The 19,840-nt window shown below is 65.5% G+C and carries 15 protein-coding genes; 8 read left to right on the plus strand and 7 right to left on the minus strand.

Going from position 1 to position 19,840, the window contains the following annotated elements; translation table 11 throughout:
- Positions 1 to 351: 351 nt before the first annotated feature.
- From ACZ5MJ_RS07815 to ACZ5MJ_RS07845, 7 genes are all read right to left on the minus strand, one after another.
- Positions 352 to 1,464, minus strand: a complete 1,113-nt coding sequence (locus ACZ5MJ_RS07815; protein WP_464223257.1) for an alkene reductase — start codon at positions 1,462 to 1,464, stop codon at positions 352 to 354.
- A gap of 40 nt (positions 1,465 to 1,504) precedes the next feature.
- Positions 1,505 to 2,707, minus strand: coding sequence for an MFS transporter (locus ACZ5MJ_RS07820; RefSeq protein ID WP_464223258.1), 1,203 nt, complete (start codon positions 2,705 to 2,707; stop codon positions 1,505 to 1,507).
- Between the two features lie 196 nt (positions 2,708 to 2,903).
- A complete protein-coding gene (locus ACZ5MJ_RS07825; protein WP_464223259.1) occupies positions 2,904 to 4,049 on the minus strand; it encodes an FAD binding domain-containing protein in 1,146 nt (381 codons plus the stop codon).
- A gap of 43 nt (positions 4,050 to 4,092) precedes the next feature.
- Entirely contained in the window at positions 4,093 to 6,372 is a 2,280-nt protein-coding gene (locus ACZ5MJ_RS07830) for a xanthine dehydrogenase family protein molybdopterin-binding subunit (RefSeq protein WP_464223260.1), read from the minus strand.
- Complete coding sequence (locus tag ACZ5MJ_RS07835) at positions 6,369 to 6,860, minus strand: (2Fe-2S)-binding protein (protein ID WP_464223262.1); 492 nt, start codon at positions 6,858 to 6,860, stop codon at positions 6,369 to 6,371. The genes ACZ5MJ_RS07830 and ACZ5MJ_RS07835 overlap by 4 nt, the downstream gene beginning before the upstream one ends.
- Entirely contained in the window at positions 6,857 to 8,137 is a 1,281-nt protein-coding gene (locus ACZ5MJ_RS07840) for a cytochrome c (RefSeq protein WP_464223264.1), read from the minus strand. Before ACZ5MJ_RS07840 ends, ACZ5MJ_RS07835 begins: the two co-directional genes overlap by 4 nt.
- Positions 8,138 to 8,368: 231 nt before the next feature.
- The gene (locus ACZ5MJ_RS07845) at positions 8,369 to 9,334 is read right to left on the minus strand and encodes a LysR family transcriptional regulator (RefSeq protein ID WP_464223677.1); all 966 of its coding nucleotides are present in this window, start codon (positions 9,332 to 9,334) and stop codon (positions 8,369 to 8,371) included.
- 107 nt (positions 9,335 to 9,441) lie between these two features.
- Between ACZ5MJ_RS07845 and ACZ5MJ_RS07850 the strand changes: the two genes are divergently transcribed.
- The 8 genes from ACZ5MJ_RS07850 to ACZ5MJ_RS07885 all read left to right on the plus strand — a co-directional run bounded on the left by ACZ5MJ_RS07850 (position 9,442) and on the right by ACZ5MJ_RS07885 (position 19,772).
- Positions 9,442 to 10,002: a cytochrome b gene (locus ACZ5MJ_RS07850; protein WP_464223265.1), complete on the plus strand. Its 561-nt coding sequence runs from the start codon at positions 9,442 to 9,444 to the stop codon at positions 10,000 to 10,002.
- Positions 10,003 to 10,012: 10 nt separating this feature from the next.
- Positions 10,013 to 10,573, plus strand: coding sequence for a YceI family protein (locus ACZ5MJ_RS07855; RefSeq protein ID WP_464223266.1), 561 nt, complete (start codon positions 10,013 to 10,015; stop codon positions 10,571 to 10,573).
- 63 nt (positions 10,574 to 10,636) lie between these two features.
- Positions 10,637 to 11,215, plus strand: coding sequence for a YceI family protein (locus ACZ5MJ_RS07860; protein ID WP_464223268.1), 579 nt, complete (start codon positions 10,637 to 10,639; stop codon positions 11,213 to 11,215).
- A gap of 318 nt (positions 11,216 to 11,533) precedes the next feature.
- Positions 11,534 to 12,139 (plus strand): FMN-dependent NADH-azoreductase, encoded by a 606-nt coding sequence (locus ACZ5MJ_RS07865; RefSeq protein ID WP_464223678.1) that lies wholly within the window; start codon positions 11,534 to 11,536, stop codon positions 12,137 to 12,139.
- Positions 12,140 to 12,185: 46 nt separating this feature from the next.
- Positions 12,186 to 13,688 carry a DHA2 family efflux MFS transporter permease subunit gene (locus ACZ5MJ_RS07870; RefSeq protein WP_464223269.1) on the plus strand — a complete coding sequence of 501 codons (1,503 nt, stop codon included), beginning with the start codon at positions 12,186 to 12,188 and terminating at the stop codon, positions 13,686 to 13,688.
- Between the two features lie 315 nt (positions 13,689 to 14,003).
- Positions 14,004 to 15,485: an efflux transporter outer membrane subunit gene (locus tag ACZ5MJ_RS07875; RefSeq protein ID WP_464223270.1), complete on the plus strand. Its 1,482-nt coding sequence runs from the start codon at positions 14,004 to 14,006 to the stop codon at positions 15,483 to 15,485.
- Between the two features lie 8 nt (positions 15,486 to 15,493).
- Positions 15,494 to 16,684 carry an efflux RND transporter periplasmic adaptor subunit gene (locus ACZ5MJ_RS07880; RefSeq protein WP_464223271.1) on the plus strand — a complete coding sequence of 397 codons (1,191 nt, stop codon included), beginning with the start codon at positions 15,494 to 15,496 and terminating at the stop codon, positions 16,682 to 16,684.
- A 7-nt stretch (positions 16,685 to 16,691) separates the two neighbouring features.
- Positions 16,692 to 19,772 (plus strand): efflux RND transporter permease subunit, encoded by a 3,081-nt coding sequence (locus ACZ5MJ_RS07885; RefSeq protein WP_464223272.1) that lies wholly within the window; start codon positions 16,692 to 16,694, stop codon positions 19,770 to 19,772.
- Positions 19,773 to 19,840: the final 68 nt, after the last annotated feature.

Raw genomic sequence — 19,840 nt, forward strand, 5'->3', positions numbered from 1 at the left:
CGACTGCAAGCGCCGACTGCAAGCGCCGGATGGTATCGCCCGCGGCTCGCAATCCGCTCAGGATGTCCCGTGACAGACTGCAGGCATCGATCGTCGAGGAACTCGCCAATCGCGTCCAGCCCGGTGATTAGCGATGCCGCCCGTTTGCTCGACGCGCCCTCACCGGACTGATCGGCCATCTGTATGGCCTGTGCAGCAGGCAACGAAGCCTGGCACCCGCGACGATCCACCGGGGCCAGGCCACGCGCAAGAAGCAAGGGCGCACCGCGCCGGACGTCATGACTCATGACACCCGGCGCGGTGCGCCCCACGAACATTGCCACGGCGGTCCGGGCAAGCCAGCTTCAGTACTCAGGCGAGCGCAGGATAATCCGTGTAGCCCGTTGCCGCGCCGCCGAAGAAGGTGGCCGGATCGGGCATATTGAGCGCAGCCGAGGTCCTGAGGCGGTGCGGCAGATCCGGATTGGCGATGAACGGCCGTCCGAACGCGATCATGTCGGCGCGCCCGTCGGCAATCGCCCGCTCCGCGGAGGCGCCATCGTAGCCGCCCGCCAGCATCAGCACGCCGCGGTATTCGGCACGCATCGTGCGGATCATGCTGTCCCAGCGCGGGTCGGCAGCTTCGTCCCTGACCGTGCCGACCATCGCGGGCTCCACCAGGTGCAGGTAGGCCAGCGGCGAGGCGCCGAGGCTGCGTGCGATGTAGCCGAAGGTGGCTTCGGGCGTGGCATCGCCCATACCCATGAAGCGGCCCATCGGCGTGAGCCGTACGCCTACGCGTCCCGCACCGATCTCTGCGGTCACGGCTTCCACCACGTCCAGCAGAAAGCGCGCGCGGTTCTCGATGCTGCCACCGTAGGCGTCGGTGCGGTGATTGCTTTCCGAGTTGATGAACTGGTCCAGCAGGTAGCCATTGCCCGCGTGGATTTCCACGCCGTCCATGCCCGCTTCGATGGCATTGCGCGCGGCCTGGCGGTAGTCGTGCACGATCGCGGCGATACCGTCGGCCGTCAGCGCCTGCGGTGTCGGGATTTCGCTCCATACGCCGTTGCCTTCGGCGTCGGCGATAAACGTCTTGCCGGGCACCGGCAGCGCGCTGGGCGCTACCGGCAGCGCGCCGCCGGGCTGGAATGACGGGTGCGAAACACGGCCGACATGCCACAGTTGCAGGAAGATCCGGCCGCCTTCGGCATGCACGGCGTCGGCCACGGCACGCCAGCCTTCGATCTGTTCGGCGGTGTGGATGCCTGGGGTCCAGGCGTAGCCCTGGCCTTGCTGGGAAATCTGCGTGGCTTCGGAAATGATCAGGGCCGCGGATGCACGTTGCCGGTAGTACTCCACGTTCATGGCGGTGGGCACGTTGCCTGGCTGGCCTGCGCGCGAACGCGTCAGCGGCGCCATGGCGACCCGGTGGTTCAGATGCAATGGCCCGATTTGGATGGGCGCAAAAAGATGGGATGTCATGACAGCGACTCCTGTTGACGGATTCTGAACATTGACTGGCTCAGCGTCGCGAAGCGAGCACCAGGGCCACCAGCGAGACCAGGGCCAGGCCGCTGCCGGTAGCGACGACGCCGGACCAGCCGAAGTGCGTGTAGAGCGCGCTGGCCAGTGCGGATCCCACCGCGCCGCCGGCAAAGATGGCGGTCATGTACAGCGCGTTCAGGCGTGCACGGCTGGCGGCATCCAGCGCATAGATCTCACGTTGGCCCAGCACCATGTTCATTTGGACGGCGAAGTCGAGCACGATGCCGGTCAGTGCGAGCCAGTACACACCGCCCGTGCCGCCGACAAGTCCGGGCGCAAAGCTGAGGGCTGCCGCGATCATCGCCACATAGGAGGCAATGCGCGTGCGGCCCGCGTCTGCCAGCCGGCCGGCGATCGGTGCCGCCACCGCGCCCAACGCGCCGACCAGGGCAAAGATGCCGATCTGCGATTGCGACAGGCCATAGTGCCTGGCCAGTTCCAGCGGTGCGGCAGTCCAGAACAGGCTGAACGTGGCAAACAGCAGCGCCTGGTACAGCGATCGCTGGCGCAGCACCGCGTAGCGCGTGAACAGATGCCACAGCGAGCTCAGCAGGCTGGCATAGGTGGCGCGATGCTCCGGCACGCGGCGCGGCAGCGTCGTGGCGATGATGGCCACGGTGGCCAGCGTCATCGCGGCGGCGATATAGAACACTGCGCGCCAGCCGAAGTACTGCGCCAGCATGCTCGACAGTGGCCGCGACAGCAGGATGCCCGAGAGCAGGCCGCCCATGATCGTGCCGACGGTACGGCCACGCAGCGCTTCGGGCGCCAGGTGCGCCGCCAGCGGGATCAGGATCTGCACGCTGACCGAGCTCAGGCCCAGCAGCAGCGAGACCAGCAGGAATACGCCTGGCTGCGACGAGACGGCGGCGCCCACCAGGCTGATGGCGGCGGCTGCGCCGCTGATCATCAGCAGGCGCCGGTTCTCGAGCAGATCGGCCAGCGGCACCAGGAAGAACAGGCCAACGGCATAGCCGATCTGGGTCAGCGACACGATCACGCTGGCGCTTTGGGCGGACAGGCCTACGGCCGGCGCGATCAGCTCGATGATCGGCTGGGCGTAGTAGAGGTTGGCGACCAGTACCCCGGCGCACAGGGAGAACAGGGCGACCAGCGCGGCGGACATTGGCGCGGCCTCATGGCCGACGCTGCTGGCGGTGGGAGAGAGGGTGGTTTTCATGGCTTCGGGTGTCAGGTTGGGGTGCTCAAAGCTTAGGCGCGCGAAAGAGCAATTTGAATCACAACGGGGAGCAAGTCAGCGTTGCGTGGCGCGCAACGCCGTCCGTGCAGGGAGTGCTGCGCAGGGCAGTTTTTTCTCGGGAAGCGGCTGGATTTCCACTTGGGGATCTCTGCGCCACCGCGCTCGGGGATGGCAATTACAGGCCAGGGGCCACGTCCATGATCCGGTGGCCAAGCGCGATGCCCCAGCGCACCAGGCGCCGGTCCGCCGGCAGTTGATCGCGTTCCCACTGCAGCAGCGCGGCGTCGATATCGGCGGCGTGACCCTGCAGCGCGCGCGCCAGGGTCAGCGCATTGGCGGCGGCCTTGCCGGCCCCCGCGCCGGTGTGCGGGCGCGCCACAAAGGCCGCGTCGCCGAGCAACAGCACGCGGCCGAATACCATCCGCGGCGCCTCATAGTCGTGAATCAGCTGAAGGAACGGATCGGGCGTCGCCGTGACCAGGCCAGCCAGCGCGGGCGCCAGGACGTCGAGCGCGGCGACCTTCAGCGCGCGGATCTCGGTGTCCTGCATCGCGCCTGGCGGCAGCGAGTAGCTGTGCCGGTTGCCGGTGCGGTCCTGCAGCAGCGCATCGAGGGCGGGGCCCGATGCGATCCTGCGATACCAGACCCAGTTCTGGCGCCGCTCACCCTCGCGGACGCTGCCGTCTTCGCCGGGGATCCGGTAGGTCAGGAACTGGTGGGCACTGCCATCCTGGAATGCAAACGCGTCCCGCAGGAGCTGGCGGGTGGATGCAAACAGCAGACGTTCGGGCAACACGCCGCGCCATGCGGCATAGCCGGCATAGGCTGGCACCTGGCCGGGCAGCAGCTGGGCGCGCACGCCGGATACCGGGCCGTCGGCGCCGATCATCAGGTCGCCCTGCGCCGTGCGGCCGGAAGCAAATTGCGCAGTGATACGGCTGCCGTCCTGCTCGAATCCGGTAAGCATCTCGCCCGCATGAAGCGCCAGATCGCCGAGGTGGCGCCGCATGCGCTGGTACAGGCCATTCCACGCGATCTGCGTCTGCGGCATATACACGCGCCGGAACGTGCCGTCACGCTCGATGAAGACGCGGTCGCGCGACGGCACGCCGAAATCGTCGCCGTGCGGCACACCGGCAAAGTCCAGTGCGTCGAGCACGGCGGGCTGCAGCACCAGCCCGCCGCCACGGCTGTCCAGCTCCTGGGGCGAGCGCTCGAAGATGTCGACGTCCCAGCCGATCGCGCGCATGCAGACGGCACTGAACAGCCCGCCGAGCGAGCCGCCGATGACAAGGGCGCGGGGTCGTTGCGATGAGGTCATGGGAGCTCCTGCAAGGGTGAATCGGGTTGCCCCGGCGGGCTGCTCAGGGCGCGATCCTGGCCCGCAGCCGTTCGCCGCCGAGCGGCATGTCGCGCACGCGCACGCCGGTGGCATCGAACAAGGCGTTGCCGATGGCGCCGGCGGTCGGGCCCATGGCGGCTTCCGCCACGCCCAGGAATGGCGTACCCGGCCGGTCGATCAGATGCACATTGATCTGCGCGGGTACGGTGGAGAAGCGCATGATCGGGTAGCTTCCCCAGTCGAAACCGCGAATGCCGGCCGCGTCGAAGCGCAGCTGTTCATAGAGCGTCCAGCTGGCCGATTGCAGGATGCCGCCCTCGATCTGGTTGCGCACGCCATCGGGGTTCACGACCTGGCCGCAGTCGACAGCCACTTCGGCGCGCTCCAGGCGCACCAGGCCCGTGTCGCGCTCCACCGAGATTTCCACCGCCATCGCCACGTAGCCCATCAGGTTCTTGTACCGGGCGAAGGCGAAGCCGGCGCCGTGCCTCGGCTTGCGGGCGCGCTGCGGCCAGCCGAACTTGCGCGCCGCCAGCCGGATCACGTCCAGCGCGCGGGGCTCGTCCATATGGCGCAGGCGGAACTGCACCGGGTCCACGCCTGCGGCGTGGGCCAGGTCGTCCATGAAGGTTTCGATCGCGAACACGTTCAGGTGCGCGCCCAGCGAACGCATGGCCGAGGTCCGCAGCGGCATCGTCGGCGAGAAGTTGTTGACGATATGGCGGTTTGGCAGACGGTAGAGGGGAATGGCATTGCGGTCGCCGCCGCCCTCGGGCTGCGTCATCGGCACCGACGGCGCTGACGTGAAGGGCCTGGCCAGATGCGTGGCGGGCAGCAGGCGGCCGGCGTTGACCACGCGCTCATTGTGCGAGCTGCTCCAGAGCGCGTAATCCCAGTTGACGATGGTGCCGTCGGCCGACAGCGAGGCCCTGACCTGCGCGACCATTGCCGGGGTGTAGTGGTCCCACAGGTTCTCCTGGTCGCGCATCCATTGCAGGCGCACCGGCCGGCCCGGCAGCGCGCGCGCCAGGTAGGCCGCGTGCGCCGCCGCATCGTCGGCGCCGTTGTGGCCATAGCAGCCGGACCCTTCCACGTGGATGCAGCGGATCTTGTCCCTGGGCATCGACAGCATCTCGGCCAGCCCGTCGCGAAGCGGATAGACCCCCTGCGAATGCGTCCATACGGTCAGCACGCCGTCCTGCCAATGACCTACCGCGCACGACGGCCCGATCGACCCGTGCATCAGGTATGGCTTGGTGTAGGTGGCTTCGAGGGTCCTGACCGGCGCAGCCATCGGCACGCGCTGCATGCGCGTATCGGCGATGACGATGCGCTCGGTGGCAATCTGCCTGAGCTGCGTGGTCACCTGGCGGGGCTGCGGCAGTGCGCGGCCGCTCCCCCAGCGGCATGCGGCGGAAAGTGCGCGCTGGGCCTGCACCGCCTGCCATTCGCGCTGCGCCACCACGGCCAGCAGGTTGCCATCGCGCACGATGGCGACAAAGCCCGGCGTGGCCCGCGCGCCGGATTCGTCAACGGACTGCAGCGGCGCGTCATAGGCGGGTGGCAGCACCACGCGTGCGTGCACCATCCCGGGCATCTTCAGGTCCTGCACGTAGCTGGCGCCGCCAGTGACCTTGCCCGGGATGTCGAGCCGGGGCAGCGCGGTGCCGATCACCGTGAACGAAGCCGGGTCCCGCAGCGCGGACGTGGGCCGCGCCACGACGTGCAGGTTGACGTCGGCAAGCAACTCGGCGAATGACTTCGAGCGGCCGTCAGCGGCATGCACACGCGCATTGCGCACGGTAAGCGTCGCACGGTCCGTGTGCAGCGTACGCGCGGCCGCGTCGGTAAGCAGGCCCCTTACCTGCGCGGCGGCATGGAGCAGTGCACTGCCGCTGTCCGCCATCGTATGGCTGCCCGCGGTCAGGCCTTCATCCGGGGAGCGCCCCGTGTCGGCGGTCAGGAAGGTGATCTGGCCAGGGTCGGTCTGCAGTTCCTCGGCGGCCACCTGCAGCAGCGCGGTACGCACGCCCGTGCCCAGTTCGACCTTGCCGGTGCAGACCGTGACGCGGTTGTCCGGTGCCACCCGGATCCACGCATCCAGATAGGGGTTGGTCTTGAGGCTGCCAGTCAGCTTCTCGAAATCCCTGGCCACGCGCACGGCGGCGCCTTCGTCGGCCAGGACCATCTCGGCCAGCGCCTGCCTGCCCGGCAGCAAAGTGAAGCCCACCACGAGCGAGCCGGAAACCATGAAGGCCCGGCGCGCGGGGTTGTCCGGGAGTCTCTTGTCGTCGGGGCTCATCGCACGGTCTCCGTCGCGGGTTTGCCTGTGCCGGCGGGGGTTCCGCTGACCGCGCGGATCGCGGCAAGAATGCGCATGTGGGTGCCGCAGCGGCACAGGTTCGGCTCCATATGCTTGCGGATTTCGGCATCGGTGGGATGCGGGTTGGCTTCCAGCAACGCTTGCGCACGCATGATCATTCCGGCGATGCAGTAGCCGCACTGGGCCGCCTGGTGCTCGATGAACGCTTTCTGGAGCGGGCCGGGCCGTTCGGCCGTGCCCAGGCTTTCGATCGTGCGCACCGGCCGCTTGCCTATCGCGGATACCGGCAACAGGCATGAGAAGGTGGGCTTGCCGGCCACCAGCACGGTGCAGGCGCCGCATTGACCCAGTCCGCAGCCGAACTTGGCGCCATGCAGGTCCAGGTCCTCGCGCAGCGCATAGAGCAAAGGGGTCGAAGGATCGATGTCGAGCGAGTGGCTGACGCCATTGACTGTGAGCTGGATCATTTCGCTGCGTCTCCCTGGCGAATACCGGCCACCGCCTGCGTGACGCCATCCCACGGCGGCAAACGGGAATAGGTGGCCCTGAGGTAGGCTGCCAGGTCGCCGATCTGCGCGTCGTCCATGGCTTCATTGAATGGGGGCATGTAATGCAGCGCTTGCTCGCCTTGCCAGGGCACGCCTGCCAGCATCATCTGGATCGCATTGCGCGGTGTGGCGGCATGGATGGCGCTGCTGGTCGCCAGGCCGGGACGGTTGCCGATGCCCTGCATCGGTGCCCTGTCGCCATGGCAGGAGGCACAGGCGCCGGCAAACAGCACGCTGCCGCGCCGGATCGCCGCCTGGTCCGCCGCCGGCACGCCGGCAACGGCGCTTTCGGCGCGGGCGGGCTGCTGGAGCGAGAACAGATAGGTGGCCATGGCTTCCACGTCGGCCTGCGGCACGGTCGCCAGCTCCTGCGTGACCGGTAGCATTGGCCCGGCGGCGGCGCCATGCGCGGACGAAATGCCAGTGCGCAGGTAAGTGACAAGCTGCGCCTCTGTCCACGGCACCGGGCCATGCGCCAGGCGGGTCAGGGGCGGTGCCTCCCAGCCGTCGATCACACCGCCTTCGAAGGCTTTGCCCCATGTCTCGCCGCCGATGAGGTTCAGCGGCGTATGGCAGGCGGCGCAGTGGCCGAGGCCGTTCATGAGTTCGCGGCCGCGATGCCACTGCGCGCTGCGCGAGCTGTCCGGGGCCTCGGGGCCGGTGCGCAGGAACAGGACATTCCAGAACGCCACGAGCGGCCGGAAGTTCAGCGGAAAGATGAGATCGTCGGGCGGGGCCTTGGCAACCACCGGGTCGCGGCGCATCAGGTAGGCATAGGCTGCAGCGATGTCCTCGTCGGGCATGCGCGTGTAATGGATATACGGGAAGGCGGGATAGAGCTGATGTCCATCGCGCGAGATGCCGCGGCGCATGGCGCGCGTGAAGGCTTCCAGCGACCACGTGCCGATGCCGGTTGCAGGATCGGGCGTGATGTTGGTGGAGTAGAGGGTGCCGAACGGCGTCGACAATGGCAGCCCGCCGGCATAGGGCTTGCCGTCGCGGGCGGTATGGCAGACCGCGCAGTCTCCCAGGGCAACCACGCGCGCACCGCGCAGCGTCAGCGGCTCGTCGAAGGAGGACGGTGCCGGTGGCTTGATGGGGGCCATCGCCGTCTCCCACATCAGGTAGAGCGCAACGCCCGCCACCGCCACGACGGCGACCGCCAGCATGGGGATCCACCGATTTTGCACCTTCATGGTTCGGGCCTCCCCGGCGTTCACGCTTGTTGATGGGAAGCGTAGGAGGGGGGTGGGGTGCCGGCAATTACCGGGTGGTGGGTGCCCTGTCAGACCTTGGTATGAGTGGGATGCCCCGAGCAGCGGGTGCCCGCCGCGGGTCGCGACCGGGCAGCGCGGGCAATGCCGTGGTGCCTGGCGGCAAGTTCCGGGCCGGTTCAGACACTCGGCGTCGCCAGGCCCGCTTGCCGGTCAGGCGCGATGCCGACGGCCCGAGCGCCCGACTCCGGCCGGTTTGACGCCCTTGGTGGACGCCGCGGGCGTCAGTTTTCGCTGGAGCATGGCCGCCATCGCGAATTCGGTGAAGGCGCGCACGGCACGCGGTATCTGTTTTCGGCTCAGGTAGACGAAATACACGCCCACGTCTTCGAGTCCGTGGCCGGGCAGTACCTCCAGCAGCTCGCCTTGCTGAACATAGGGGGCCGTCATCAATGTCGGCAGCAGCGCGATACCCAGTCCGGCGACTGCGCCGCCGACCTGTGCCTGGGTCGTGTTGGCCTGAAAACGGCCGCTGACCGACACCTCCGTGCTTCCATCCGGACCGTCGAGCCGCCAGATGGCGGGCGCCCCGGTACGCGTCGGCTGTGTGATGCAGTCATGCCCGGAGAGCTCCTGCGGCGCCGTTGGCGCCCCGTGTGCCGCCAGATAGGCCGGACTTGCCACCATCGTCACTCGGCCCGAGGCGATCTGCCGCGCGACCAGGGACGGCTCGACGGTCTTCCCTGCGCGCAGCGCCACGTCGATGCCATCGCGGAGCAGGTCGGCGCGCGCGTCGCTCAACTCGAATTCCAGGCGCACGCCCGGATGCTCCGCCAGGAATTTGGCGATCAGATCGAGGGGGAACCAGCTGAAAAAGTCGACCGACACGGCAACGCGAACCTTTCCTGCCGGCGCCTTGCCGGCGTCGATCAGTTCCTGTGCCGATTGCGTCAGTGCGTCGACCTGTTCGGCGCACTGCGTGAAGAACGTATGTCCCGCATCCGTGAGCGCCAGACGCCGCGTCGAACGCTGCATCAGCCGGACCCCGAGCCGGCGCTCGAGCTGCTGGATCCGTCGACTGCCGGTGCTGGGCGGTATCCCGAGTCGCCGACCGGCCTCGGCGAAGCTGCCGGCGCGCACAACCTCCACGAACAGCGCGATGTCATTCAGATCCATCATCGATTCCACCCATTTTTGCACGAGTGCATCCCATTATACCGTCTGGTAATCGAATCTGCCGCCATCTATATTTCGGCCACTGGAACTTGCGCTGTACTGAGGAACCCATGGCATTGAATGCTCTGCCGGCCGCGCCGCGCGGCTATACGCGGACCGCGGTTACGCTGCATTGGCTGATCGCGCTGCTGATCGTCAGCGGCTTTGCACTAGGCTGGGTGATGACCGACATTCCCGGTTTCACGCCGGCGAAGCTCAGGTACTTCTCATGGCACAAGTGGATCGGCGTGACCGTGTTCGCGCTTGCGATCGTGCGTGTGCTATGGCGCGCGACCCATATGCCGCCGCCGCTGCCGGCCGGCATGTCGCTGCCGCAGCGGATCGGCGCCCATGGCGTGCACGGGCTGCTGTACGTGCTGATGCTCGCGATCCCGGCGACAGGCTACGTGTACAGCTCGGCGTCGAACATTCCTGTCGTGTACCTCGGCATCTTGCCGCTGCCGCGCCTGATCGATCCCGATCCGGTGCTGAAGGAAAGCTTCAAGACGCTCCATATGTCCTTGAATTACGTTCTGCTTGCGCTCGTCGCGGTGCATATGCTCGCCGCCGCCAAGCACCAGCTGCTGGACCGTGATGGCCTGCTGTCGCGGATGCTTCCTTTTGCCAAATGAGAAGGGTTTTATGAAGGTGTCTCTTTCCCGCTCCATGCTGACCGCTTTCGCCGCGGTCGCGTTCGCCGCGTCGGGCGCGGCGCTGGCCGACGTCGATCTGGCGAAGAGCAAGGTGTCCGCCGTATCGAAGCAGATGAACGTGCCGACAGAGGGCGTGTTCAAGAAATTCGCGGCACAGGTCAGGTTCGATCCGGCGGCGGCCGCGCAGGGCAGCGCGCAGGTGACGATCGACGTCGCCAGCTACGACCTTGGCGACAAGATGTACAACGACCAGGTCGCCGGCAAGGACTGGTTCGACGCGAAGACGTATCCGCAGGCGACCTTTGTGTCGTCGGCGATCGCGCCCGCGGGTAGCAACAAGTACAGCGTGACCGGCAAGCTGACGATCAAAGGCAAGGCCGAGACCGTCACGATGCCGGTCACCATTACCCAGAGCGGTGCGTCGCAGACCTTCGACGGCGTGCTGCCGATCAAACGCTCGGCATTCAACATCGGCACGGGCGAGTGGAAAGACACCGCGGTGGTCGCCGACGAGGTGCAGATCAGGTTTCATATCGTCGCCGCGAAATAAGCGCGGCAACGTCACATCATCGGACCCGCGCGCGAGCGCGGCAATGATTCCAAGGAGATTGACTTGAAGAAGCATCTTGTGATTGCGGCGAGTGCGCTCGCCGCCTCGCTGTCGTTCCCGGCATTCGCCGATGTCGCGACCTACCAGTTCGACTCGACCCACACGTACCCGAGTTTCGAGGCCGACCACCTCGGCGGCCTGTCGGTCTGGCGCGGCAAGTTCGACAAGTCGCAGGGCTCGGTGACGCTGGATCGCGCGGCGAAGAGCGGCGCTGTCGAGGTCACGACCGACATCGCGTCGGTCGGCACCGGCAACACCACGCTCGACGAGCAGCTGCAGACGGCCGAGTTCTTCGATGCGGCGAAATACCCGAAAGCGACCTACAAGGGCACGATCAAGTTCGACGGCGACAAGCCGGCCTCGGTCGTCGGCAACCTGACGCTGCACGGCGTGACCAGGCCGCTGACACTCAAGATCAACGCGTTCAAATGCATGCCGCACCCGATGCTCAAGCGCGAGGTATGCGGCGTCGACGCGGCGGGTGAATTCGATCGCGCCGACTTCGGCGTCGATTTCGGCAAGGCGTACGGCTTCAATATGAAGACCAAGCTGCTGATTACGGCCGAAGCGCTCAAGCAGTAAACCACCGCTTTGCGGCGCGCGCCGTCCTCGCGACTTTAGTTGTCCATTCTGTTCCGCACGTTATCGCGGACCGCGCTATTGCAGCAAAACCCGTGAGGAAATGGGTTCTCGGGTGACGGATTGCGCGCATGGGCAGGACTCAATATCTTCTTATCGTTCTATTGATGGCAATGATGCGTTTGATCATAGGACATATGCAAGAGATCGTTGTCCATCTAGCATTTAAATCATCACCTGCATCAGCGCTGAATGGTTAGTCAAAGCCTGTCGCGCGGGTTTCCGGCAAACGCATCGTCTGCCACTTCGGAGATAAATCTCATGAAATTGCTACACGTAGATTCCAGCATCCTCGGGCAAGGTTCCGTCAGCCGCGATCTGTCGGCAGAGGTGGTCGCCACCTTCCGGGCCAGCCAGCCTGACCTTGTCATCACGCGTCTCGATCTTGCCGCCACACCGATCGGCCATCTGACGGCAGCGCACCTCGCGGCCGCGCAAGGCGCTCCGGTCGACGAGGCATTGAAGTCCGACATCGCCGTGGGCCAGACCGCGCTCGAGGAGTTCCTGGCCGCCGACACCGTGGTCATCGGTGCGCCGATGTACAACCTTGGCGTGCCGTCTCAACTGAAGGCCTGGATCGACCGCATCTCTGTCGCCGGCAAGACGTTCCGCTACGGCGAGCACGGCCCGGTGGGACTGTGTGGCGGCAAGAAGCTGATCATCGCCTCGTCGCGCGGTGGGGTTTACAGCGAAGGCTCGCCCGCCGCCATGTTCGATCACCAGGAGACCTATCTGAAGGCGGCCTTCGGCTTTCTGGGCATCACGGATATCACCTTCATTCGCGCGGAAGGTGTGGCGATGGGTCCGGAGGCACGCAGCGGGGCCATTGCCTCGGCGAAGAAAGAGACCGCCGCGCTCGCTGCGTGACATAGCACCGGCCGCACCCGATTGACCAGGACAAAGGAGCCCCGGCATGACCCATTCCATCCACGGCGACAAACGCTGGCTGGCGCTGATCGTTCTGTGCCTCGGCGTGCTCATGATCGTGCTCGATACGACGATCGTCAATGTTGCCTTGCCGTCGATCGCCGCGGACCTCGGCTTTAGCGAGACCTCGCTGGTGTGGGTGGTCAATGCCTACATGCTGACCTTCGGGGGCTGCCTGCTGCTGGGCGGCCGGCTGGGCGATCTTTACGGCCATCGCAAGCTGTTCCTCGGCGGCATTACGCTGTTCACGCTGGCGTCGCTCGCATGCGGCATGGCGAATTCGCAGATCCTGCTGGTCGGCGCACGTGCCGTGCAGGGCTTTGGCGGCGCGGTCGTCTCCGCGGTTTCGCTGTCGCTGATCATGAATCTGTTCACCGAGCCCGGCGAGCGGGCCAAGGCGATGGGCGTGTACGGCTTCGTCTGCGCGGGGGGCGGCACCATCGGCGTACTGCTCGGCGGTCTGCTGACCAACCTGCTGAGCTGGCACTGGATCTTTCTCGTCAACCTGCCCATCGGCATTGCCGTCTATGCGCTGTGCGTCTCGCTCTTGCCGTCAGCACGCGGCCATGCACATGGCGAACGCCTCGACGTGGCCGGCGCGGCCACGGTGACGGCTTCGCTGATGCTCGCCGTGTACGCGGTCGTGAACGGCAACGAAGCGGGCTGGACTTCGGCGCAGACGCTGGGCCTGCTGGTCGCCGCGCTGGCGCTGTTGGCCGTGTTTCTCGTGATCGAAGCGCGCGTGCGGCATCCGTTGATGCCGCTCGGCCTGTTCCGCCTGCGCAATGTCGCGACTGCCAATGTGGTCGGCGTACTCTGGGCGGGGGCGATGTTCGCGTGGTTCTTCATCTCCGCCTTGTATCTGCAGCGCGTGCTCGGCTACGGGCCCCTGCAGGTCGGGCTCGCATTCTTGCCAGCCAGTCTGCTCATGGCTTTCTGTTCGCTGGGCCTGTCGGCGCGCCTGGTGATGCGCTTCGGTCTGCGCCTTCCGCTTGCCGTCGGGCTGCTCGTCGCCGCGTGTGGCCTCGCGCTGTTCGCACGCGCACCGGAGAACGCCATCTTCGTGCTTGACGTGCTGCCCGGCATGATTCTGTTCGGCTTCGGTGCTGGCATTGCATTCAATGCCGTGCTGCTGGCTGCCATGAGCGACGTCGATCCGGGCGATTCGGGCCTTGCGTCCGGTATCGTCAATACCTCATTGATGATGGGGGGCGCACTCGGCCTCGCGGTGCTCGCTAGTCTCGCGGCCGCGCGCAGCGATGCGATGCAGGCTTCCGGAAGCGCCACGGCGGCGCTCAACAGCGGCTATCACGTGGCCTTTCTGTTCGGCGCGGTCCTCGCGGCGGCGGCGGGCGTGCTGGGTGGTTTGCTGTTGCGTCCTGGGCAGCCAGGCGGCGCCGGCGTGCGACCGGTTGCTGAGGGTCACGGCGTGACGACAGCCGGCCCCGCGGCCACAACCGGCAATGCGGCGGCGACAGAGCCCTACTGACCGAACATGAACCGCGAGTCCTGTCGGGTTTCCGCATGGGACTCGTCCAGAAATATCGGCTACCCGCGCGCCGGCGGTTCGCATAACGCCCGGGGTAGCGAAGCTTTCCCACTCAGAACGAACTAACCGATCCATTCGTCAGGTCGCCTGCGCCCAGCGCGTGTGCGCGTCAAGGGCTCACCCTAGCCCAGGCCGTGATCAGATCGAGGCCCGTACCAGCGCGCTCCTGATGGCGGGCCTCGCCGCAAAGCAGTCTGACACTCCTGACAAGGCCCCGCAATGAAGTTTTCCGCACCGCGTCTCTGGACACCACGATTGAGCCTGCTGGGCGCCATCCTGCTTTGGGGTTGCGCTGTCGGGCCCGACTACGTCCGGCCGACGACCGCGCAAGGCGCCGGTTACTCGCGCGACGAGCTTCCGGTCGCCACCGCATCCGCCGATGTGTCGGGCGGCAATTCCCAGCGCCTGGTCGCCGGCAAGGACATTCCGGGGCTTTGGTGGACCTTGTTCCGGTCGCCCGCGCTGAATGAACTCGTGGAAGAGGCGATGCGCGCCAACCCGGACGTCGCGGCCGCGCAGGCTTCGCTGCGTCAGGCAAACGAACTGGTGTACGCCGATCGCGCGTCGCTCTTTCCGACGGTGGGTGCAAGCGCGTCCTCCACCAGGGAAAAGACCTCCTTTGGCGGGTTTGCCCCCCAGTTACTGACCGTTCACACCGCATCGCTGAGTGTCTCCTATGCGCCAGACGTGTTCGGCGGCACGCGCCGCCAGATCGAATCAGCGTCGGCGCAGGCAGAGTACGAGTGGTTTCAGCTGGAGGCGACGTACCTTACGTTGACGGCCAATGTCGTCAATACCGCGGTGACACTCGCATCGATTCGGGATCAGATTGCCGCGACGCAGGAAATCGTGCGTCTCCAGACAGCGCAGCTCGACCTGGTGAAGTCGCGTCTTCGACTGGGGGCAGTATCCAATGTCGACGTCCTTGCGCAGGAAGCCGCGTTAGCGCAAACGCGGGCGACCCTTCCTTCGCTGCAGAAGCAACTTGACCAGGCCCGCAACCAGATGACCGCCTACCTGGGGCGCTTCCCCAACCAGGAGCGGGTCGAGCACTTTGAACTGGCGGGGCTTCATCTGCCGGACGAGCTGCCTGTCAGCCTGCCATCGGCGATCGTGGAGCAGCGCCCCGATGTACGCGCCGCGGAAGCGCATTTGCACCAGGCCAGCGCCAACGTCGGCGTTGCCATCGCCAACCAGTTGCCGCAGTTCAGCCTTACCGGCTCGCTGGGAAGCAATGCATCCAGTCTTGCGAATCTGTTCTCGTCCGGGACCGGCATCTGGAGCCTGGTCGGCTCGGTGACGCAAACGATCTTCGATGCGGGAGCGCTCAGGCATCGCAAGCTGGCGGCGGACGCCGCTTTCGACGCATCCGCGGCGCAGTACCGCGGCACGGTCATCAGTGCATTCCAGGACGTCGCCAACGCACTGCGAGCACTCGAAACCGATGCGGAATCCCTCAAGGAACAGGTGGCAGCCGAGCGCGCGGCGCGCGATAGCCTGAACCTCACGCAGACCCAGTACCGGCTCGGCGCGGTGGGTTACGTCAATCTGCTGAACGCCCAGCAAACCTACCAGAACGCCATCCTGGCACGCGTCCGGGCTCAGGCCAGCCGCTACAGCGACACCGTTGCGCTGTTCCAGGCGTTGGGCGGCGGCTGGTGGAACCGTACCGAAGCGCTTGCACAGGTGGCAAGCGAAACGACTTCTTCGCCCCGCGTTGAGCAACGGAATCCGTGAGAATACCCATGTCAGATAACACGCTTAATCCCTCCGCCCGGGTGGAAACCTCTGGCGCACGTTCCAGGCGCCGCCTGCTGCGGCCAGTGTTGATCATGCTCGGCGCGGTCCTGGTCATTGTGCTGATCATCGCCGGAACAAAATTTGTCCAGATCTCCAGGGTGATCGCGCAGGCGAAGGCCCCTCAGCCTCCGGCTGCGGTGACCGCCATGGCTGCCCGGTTCGCCGATTGGCAGCCCAGTGTTTCAGCCGTGGGGTCCATGAAGGCCTACCGTGGCGTTGACGTGACCACCGAAGTCGGGGGCATTGTCCGCGCCATCGCCTTCAAATCGGGGCAGGACGTTTCCGCCCGCGAGGTCCTCCTGCAACTCAATGCAGACACGGATCTTGCTCAACTACGCTCGCTGGAGGCGACGGCCAATCTGGCTGCCACGGTTCTGCAGCGGGACAGGGCGCAGCTCAAGGAAAACGCCATTTCCCAGGCACAGGTCGATGCCGATGAGAGCGACTGGAAATCCAGGCACGCCGCGGTCGAGCAGCAACGTGCCTTGATCGCAAAAAAGTCGATCACCGCGCCATTTGCAGGACGTATCGGCATCACCAGCATCAACCCTGGCCAATACCTCAATCCCGGCGACAAGATTGCGACCCTGACCACGCTCGATCCGATCTACATCGACTTCAACGTGCCCCAGGGTCAGAAGTCCCAGATTGCGTTGGGACAGACCGTCTCTGTCAGCACGGAAGGGCTTCCCGGGCAGATGTTCTCTGGCCAGGTGACGGCCATCGACACGAAAGTCGATCAGACCACGCGGAACGTGACGGTGGAGGCGACCGTCCCGAATCCGCAGCAGCTGTTGCTGCCCGGGATGTTTGCCCGTGCCGTCGTCACATCGGGATCCCCTCAGCGCCATCTGACCGTTCCGCAGACGGCCGTGACCTATAACCCCTATGGCACCACCGTTTTCATCGCCGCCATGAAAAGGAATGCGCAGGGGCAAGGCGTGCTGACCGCGCAGCAAACCTTCATCCAGGCCGGGGCGACGCGCGGCGATCAGGTCGCCGTACTGAGCGGATTGAAGGAAGGCGACATGGTGATCACGAGTGGCCAGATGAAGCTCAAGAATGGCTCGCCGGTGAAGATCGACAACAGCAACCAGCCGGCGAATGAGGCGACCCCAACGCCGCAGGAAAAGTGAGGCTGCCATGAAATTCACAGACATCTTCATCAGGCGGCCGGTCTGGGCAGTCGTCATTTCAGCGCTGATCCTGATTCTGGGCATGCGCGCCATCTCCAGCCTTCCCGTCGCGCAGTGGCCACGCACCGAGAATGCGGTCGTCACCATTACGACCAATTACTACGGTGCCGATGCGGCGACCGTCGCGGGATTCATTACACAGCCGCTCGAATCCGCGATTGCCCAGGCTCAGGGGATCGACTATCTCTCCTCGTCGAGCGTGTTGGGCGTTTCGACGATCACCGCGACGCTGCGGCTCAATTACGATGCAACCAAGGCCCTGACGGAGATCAACACCCAGGTCACTTCGGTTCGGAACCAGTTGCCGGCCCAGGCGCAGCAGCCGGTGCTCTCCGTCGCTGTCGGCCAGACCACCGATGCCATGTACATCGGCTTCTATAGCGACACTCTGCCCACCAACAACATCACCGATTACCTGGTCCGGGTCGTAAAACCCAAGCTCGATTCGATCGAAGGGGTGCAGACAGCCGAGATCCTGGGAGGGCGCCAGTTCGCCCTGCGCGCCTGGCTGGATCCGGCCAAGCTGGCGGCCCACAACGTTTCCGCGCAGGATGTCTATGCCGCGTTGTCGAGCAACAACTATCTGTCTGCGCTCGGTTCGACCAAGGGCCAGATGGTCACGGTGGATCTGACGGCCGGCACCGACCTGCATAACGTTGAAGAATTCAGGCAGCTCATCGTCAAGCAGAGCGGGGACGCGCTGGTGCACCTCCAGGATGTGGCCACCGTGACGCTCGGGGCCGAGGACTACAACACCAGCGTGGCCTTCTCCGGGAAGCGCTCTGTATTCGTCGGCATCAAGGTTGCCCCGAACGCCAACATCCTGACTGTCGCCGCAAAGATCCGCTCGATCTTCCCGGAGCTTCAATCGCAGCTACCCTCCGGCGTTACCGGCGCCATCGTCTACGACTCGACGGAATACATCAATACGTCGATCGAGGAAGTGGTCAAGACGCTGGCCGAAGCGCTGGTCATCGTCACGATCGTGATCTACCTGTTCATTGGCTCGTTCCGCGCCGTCATCGTTCCGCTGGTGGCGATACCGCTTTCGCTGGTCGGTACGTTTTTCATCATGTTCGTTCTCGGCTATTCCATCAATTTGCTGACGCTTCTTGCGTTGGTGCTTGCGATCGGGCTCGTCGTGGACGACGCCATCATCGTGGTGGAGAACGTCGACCGCCATATCAAGGAGGAAGGCAAGGGTGTACTTGAAGCGGCACTCATTGCGGCTCGCGAACTCGGTGGCCCGATTGTCGCCATGACCGTGGTCCTGGTGGCGGCGTACGTTCCCATCGGCCTGCGAACCGGCCTGACTGGCGCGTTGTTCAAGGAGTTTTGCTTCTCCCTCGCGGGCGCGGTCGTTGTTTCCGCTGTCGTGGCGCTCACGCTCTCCCCGATGATGACGTCGCGCATGTTCAGGAGCGGTCAGGAGGAGGGGCGCTTCGCGCTGCTGCTGGACCGCTACTTCGACCGGCTTCGCGGCGGCTATCACTTCATTCTTGCCAAAGCGGTCGGCGTTTGGCCGGTTCTGGTCGCATTCGGATTCATCCTCTTTCTGCTGGCGGGGGCGGCCGCGCTCACCGCGAAGAGCGAACTGTCTCCAACCGAAGACCAGGGCCTGGTGTTCATGCAGATCAAGGGTGCGGCCAATGCTTCGCCCGGGCAGATGCAGCGGATCGCTGACCAGGCCTATCAGATCGCACGCAAGGAACCCGAATACAGCCAGATGTTCCAGTTGACGGGCGTACCTTCGCTCAATCAGGGATTGGGAGGGGTCTTGCTCAAGCCGTGGGCGCAACGTGACCGCACGCAGGCTGACCTCGTGCTTGACCTCCAGCGTAAGTGGAACAACGTCCCTGGCGCGCAGATTGCCGCGTTTCCGCTGCCCTCGTTGCCCGGGTCGCAGGGGTTGCCGGTTCAGTTCGCCATCACCACGACCGAGCCGATCGAGAACCTGAACGAGGTCGCCAGGGCGGTGATGGCAGAGGCGCAGAATCAGCAACTCTTCTGGTTCTCGGACCTCGATCTCAAGCTCGACAAGCCTCAGGCGAAGGTGGTTGTCGACCGTGAGAAGCTCGCCGCCATGGGAATGACGGAGGCGGATTTTGGTGCTGCGCTGTCAGCGGCGCTCGGTGGCAACTACGTGAACTATTTCTCGATTGCCGGGCGCTCGTACAAGGTGATTCCGCAAATCCTGCAGGTCGACCGGCTCAATCCGGATCAAGTCCTCGACAACTACATCCGCACGCCGTCCGGAGCCATGGTTCCCGCGCGCACCGTGGCCCATGTCGAGACGTCGGTCCAGCCGCAGTCGATCAATCACTTCCAGCAGCTCAATTCAGCCACGATCTCGGGTGTCAGCGGGCTCTCCCAGGGCGAGTTGCTGCCCAGGTTGCAAGCCATCCTGAGCAAGGTTGCGCCAAAAGGCTATTCGGCCGACTACGCGGGAGAATCACGTCAGTTTGTGCAGGAGTCCGGTGGCTTCCTGGGTCTGCTCCTGTTTTCGGTCCTGATCGTCTACCTGGCACTTGCTTTCCAGTTCGAGAGCTACCGCGATCCCGTGGTCATCCTGTTCTCGGTGCCGCCGGCGCTCTTTGGCGCGCTCGCCTTCATTACCACGGGATTCGCCTCGATCAACGTGTACACCCAGGTCGGCCTGGTCACCCTGCTTGGGTTGATTACCAAGCACGGGATTCTGATCGTGCAGTTTGCCAACGAACTGCAGCGCGCCGGCCGAAGCAAGCGTGAGGCGATCCAGGAGGCGGCGGCAGTGCGCCTTCGCCCCATCCTCATGACCACGGCAGCCATGGTATTGGGTGTGGCGCCGTTGGTGTGGGCGACCGGCGCCGGCGCCGCGGGCCGCCACGACATGGGGCTGGTGATCTTCGCGGGCCTTGGCATCGGCACGCTGCTGACGTTGTTTGTGGTGCCGGCGATGTACATGTTCGTAGGCAGCACGCACACGCGAGAGGCGGCCGAGAAAGCACCAGGGCCGGGCGCGGCAGTGGCGCTTTCCAGTTCGCAATAGGCGCAGGGGCCGGCTGATTGGCCGCCCTGAGACCGATCCGGCGCGGCTTACGCCATATTGCGGCATGT

This window comes from Cupriavidus sp. LA-1 (assembly GCF_055385985.1).

Coding starts and splice junctions, on each gene's coding strand:
- ACZ5MJ_RS07835 (WP_464223262.1), bottom strand. CDS start 6,860: ATGATCCAGCTCACAGTCAATGGCGTCAGCCACTCGCTCGACATCGAT.
- ACZ5MJ_RS07840 (WP_464223264.1), bottom strand. CDS start 8,137: ATGAAGGTGCAAAATCGGTGGATCCCCATGCTGGCGGTCGCCGTCGTG.
- ACZ5MJ_RS07820 (WP_464223258.1), bottom strand. CDS start 2,707: ATGAAAACCACCCTCTCTCCCACCGCCAGCAGCGTCGGCCATGAGGCC.
- ACZ5MJ_RS07880 (WP_464223271.1), top strand. CDS start 15,494: ATGTCAGATAACACGCTTAATCCCTCCGCCCGGGTGGAAACCTCTGGC.
- ACZ5MJ_RS07815 (WP_464223257.1), bottom strand. CDS start 1,464: ATGACATCCCATCTTTTTGCGCCCATCCAAATCGGGCCATTGCATCTG.
- ACZ5MJ_RS07850 (WP_464223265.1), top strand. CDS start 9,442: ATGGCATTGAATGCTCTGCCGGCCGCGCCGCGCGGCTATACGCGGACC.
- ACZ5MJ_RS07825 (WP_464223259.1), bottom strand. CDS start 4,049: ATGACCTCATCGCAACGACCCCGCGCCCTTGTCATCGGCGGCTCGCTC.
- ACZ5MJ_RS07885 (WP_464223272.1), top strand. CDS start 16,692: ATGAAATTCACAGACATCTTCATCAGGCGGCCGGTCTGGGCAGTCGTC.
- ACZ5MJ_RS07830 (WP_464223260.1), bottom strand. CDS start 6,372: ATGAGCCCCGACGACAAGAGACTCCCGGACAACCCCGCGCGCCGGGCC.
- ACZ5MJ_RS07865 (WP_464223678.1), top strand. CDS start 11,534: ATGAAATTGCTACACGTAGATTCCAGCATCCTCGGGCAAGGTTCCGTC.
- ACZ5MJ_RS07870 (WP_464223269.1), top strand. CDS start 12,186: ATGACCCATTCCATCCACGGCGACAAACGCTGGCTGGCGCTGATCGTT.
- ACZ5MJ_RS07845 (WP_464223677.1), bottom strand. CDS start 9,334: ATGATGGATCTGAATGACATCGCGCTGTTCGTGGAGGTTGTGCGCGCC.
- ACZ5MJ_RS07855 (WP_464223266.1), top strand. CDS start 10,013: ATGAAGGTGTCTCTTTCCCGCTCCATGCTGACCGCTTTCGCCGCGGTC.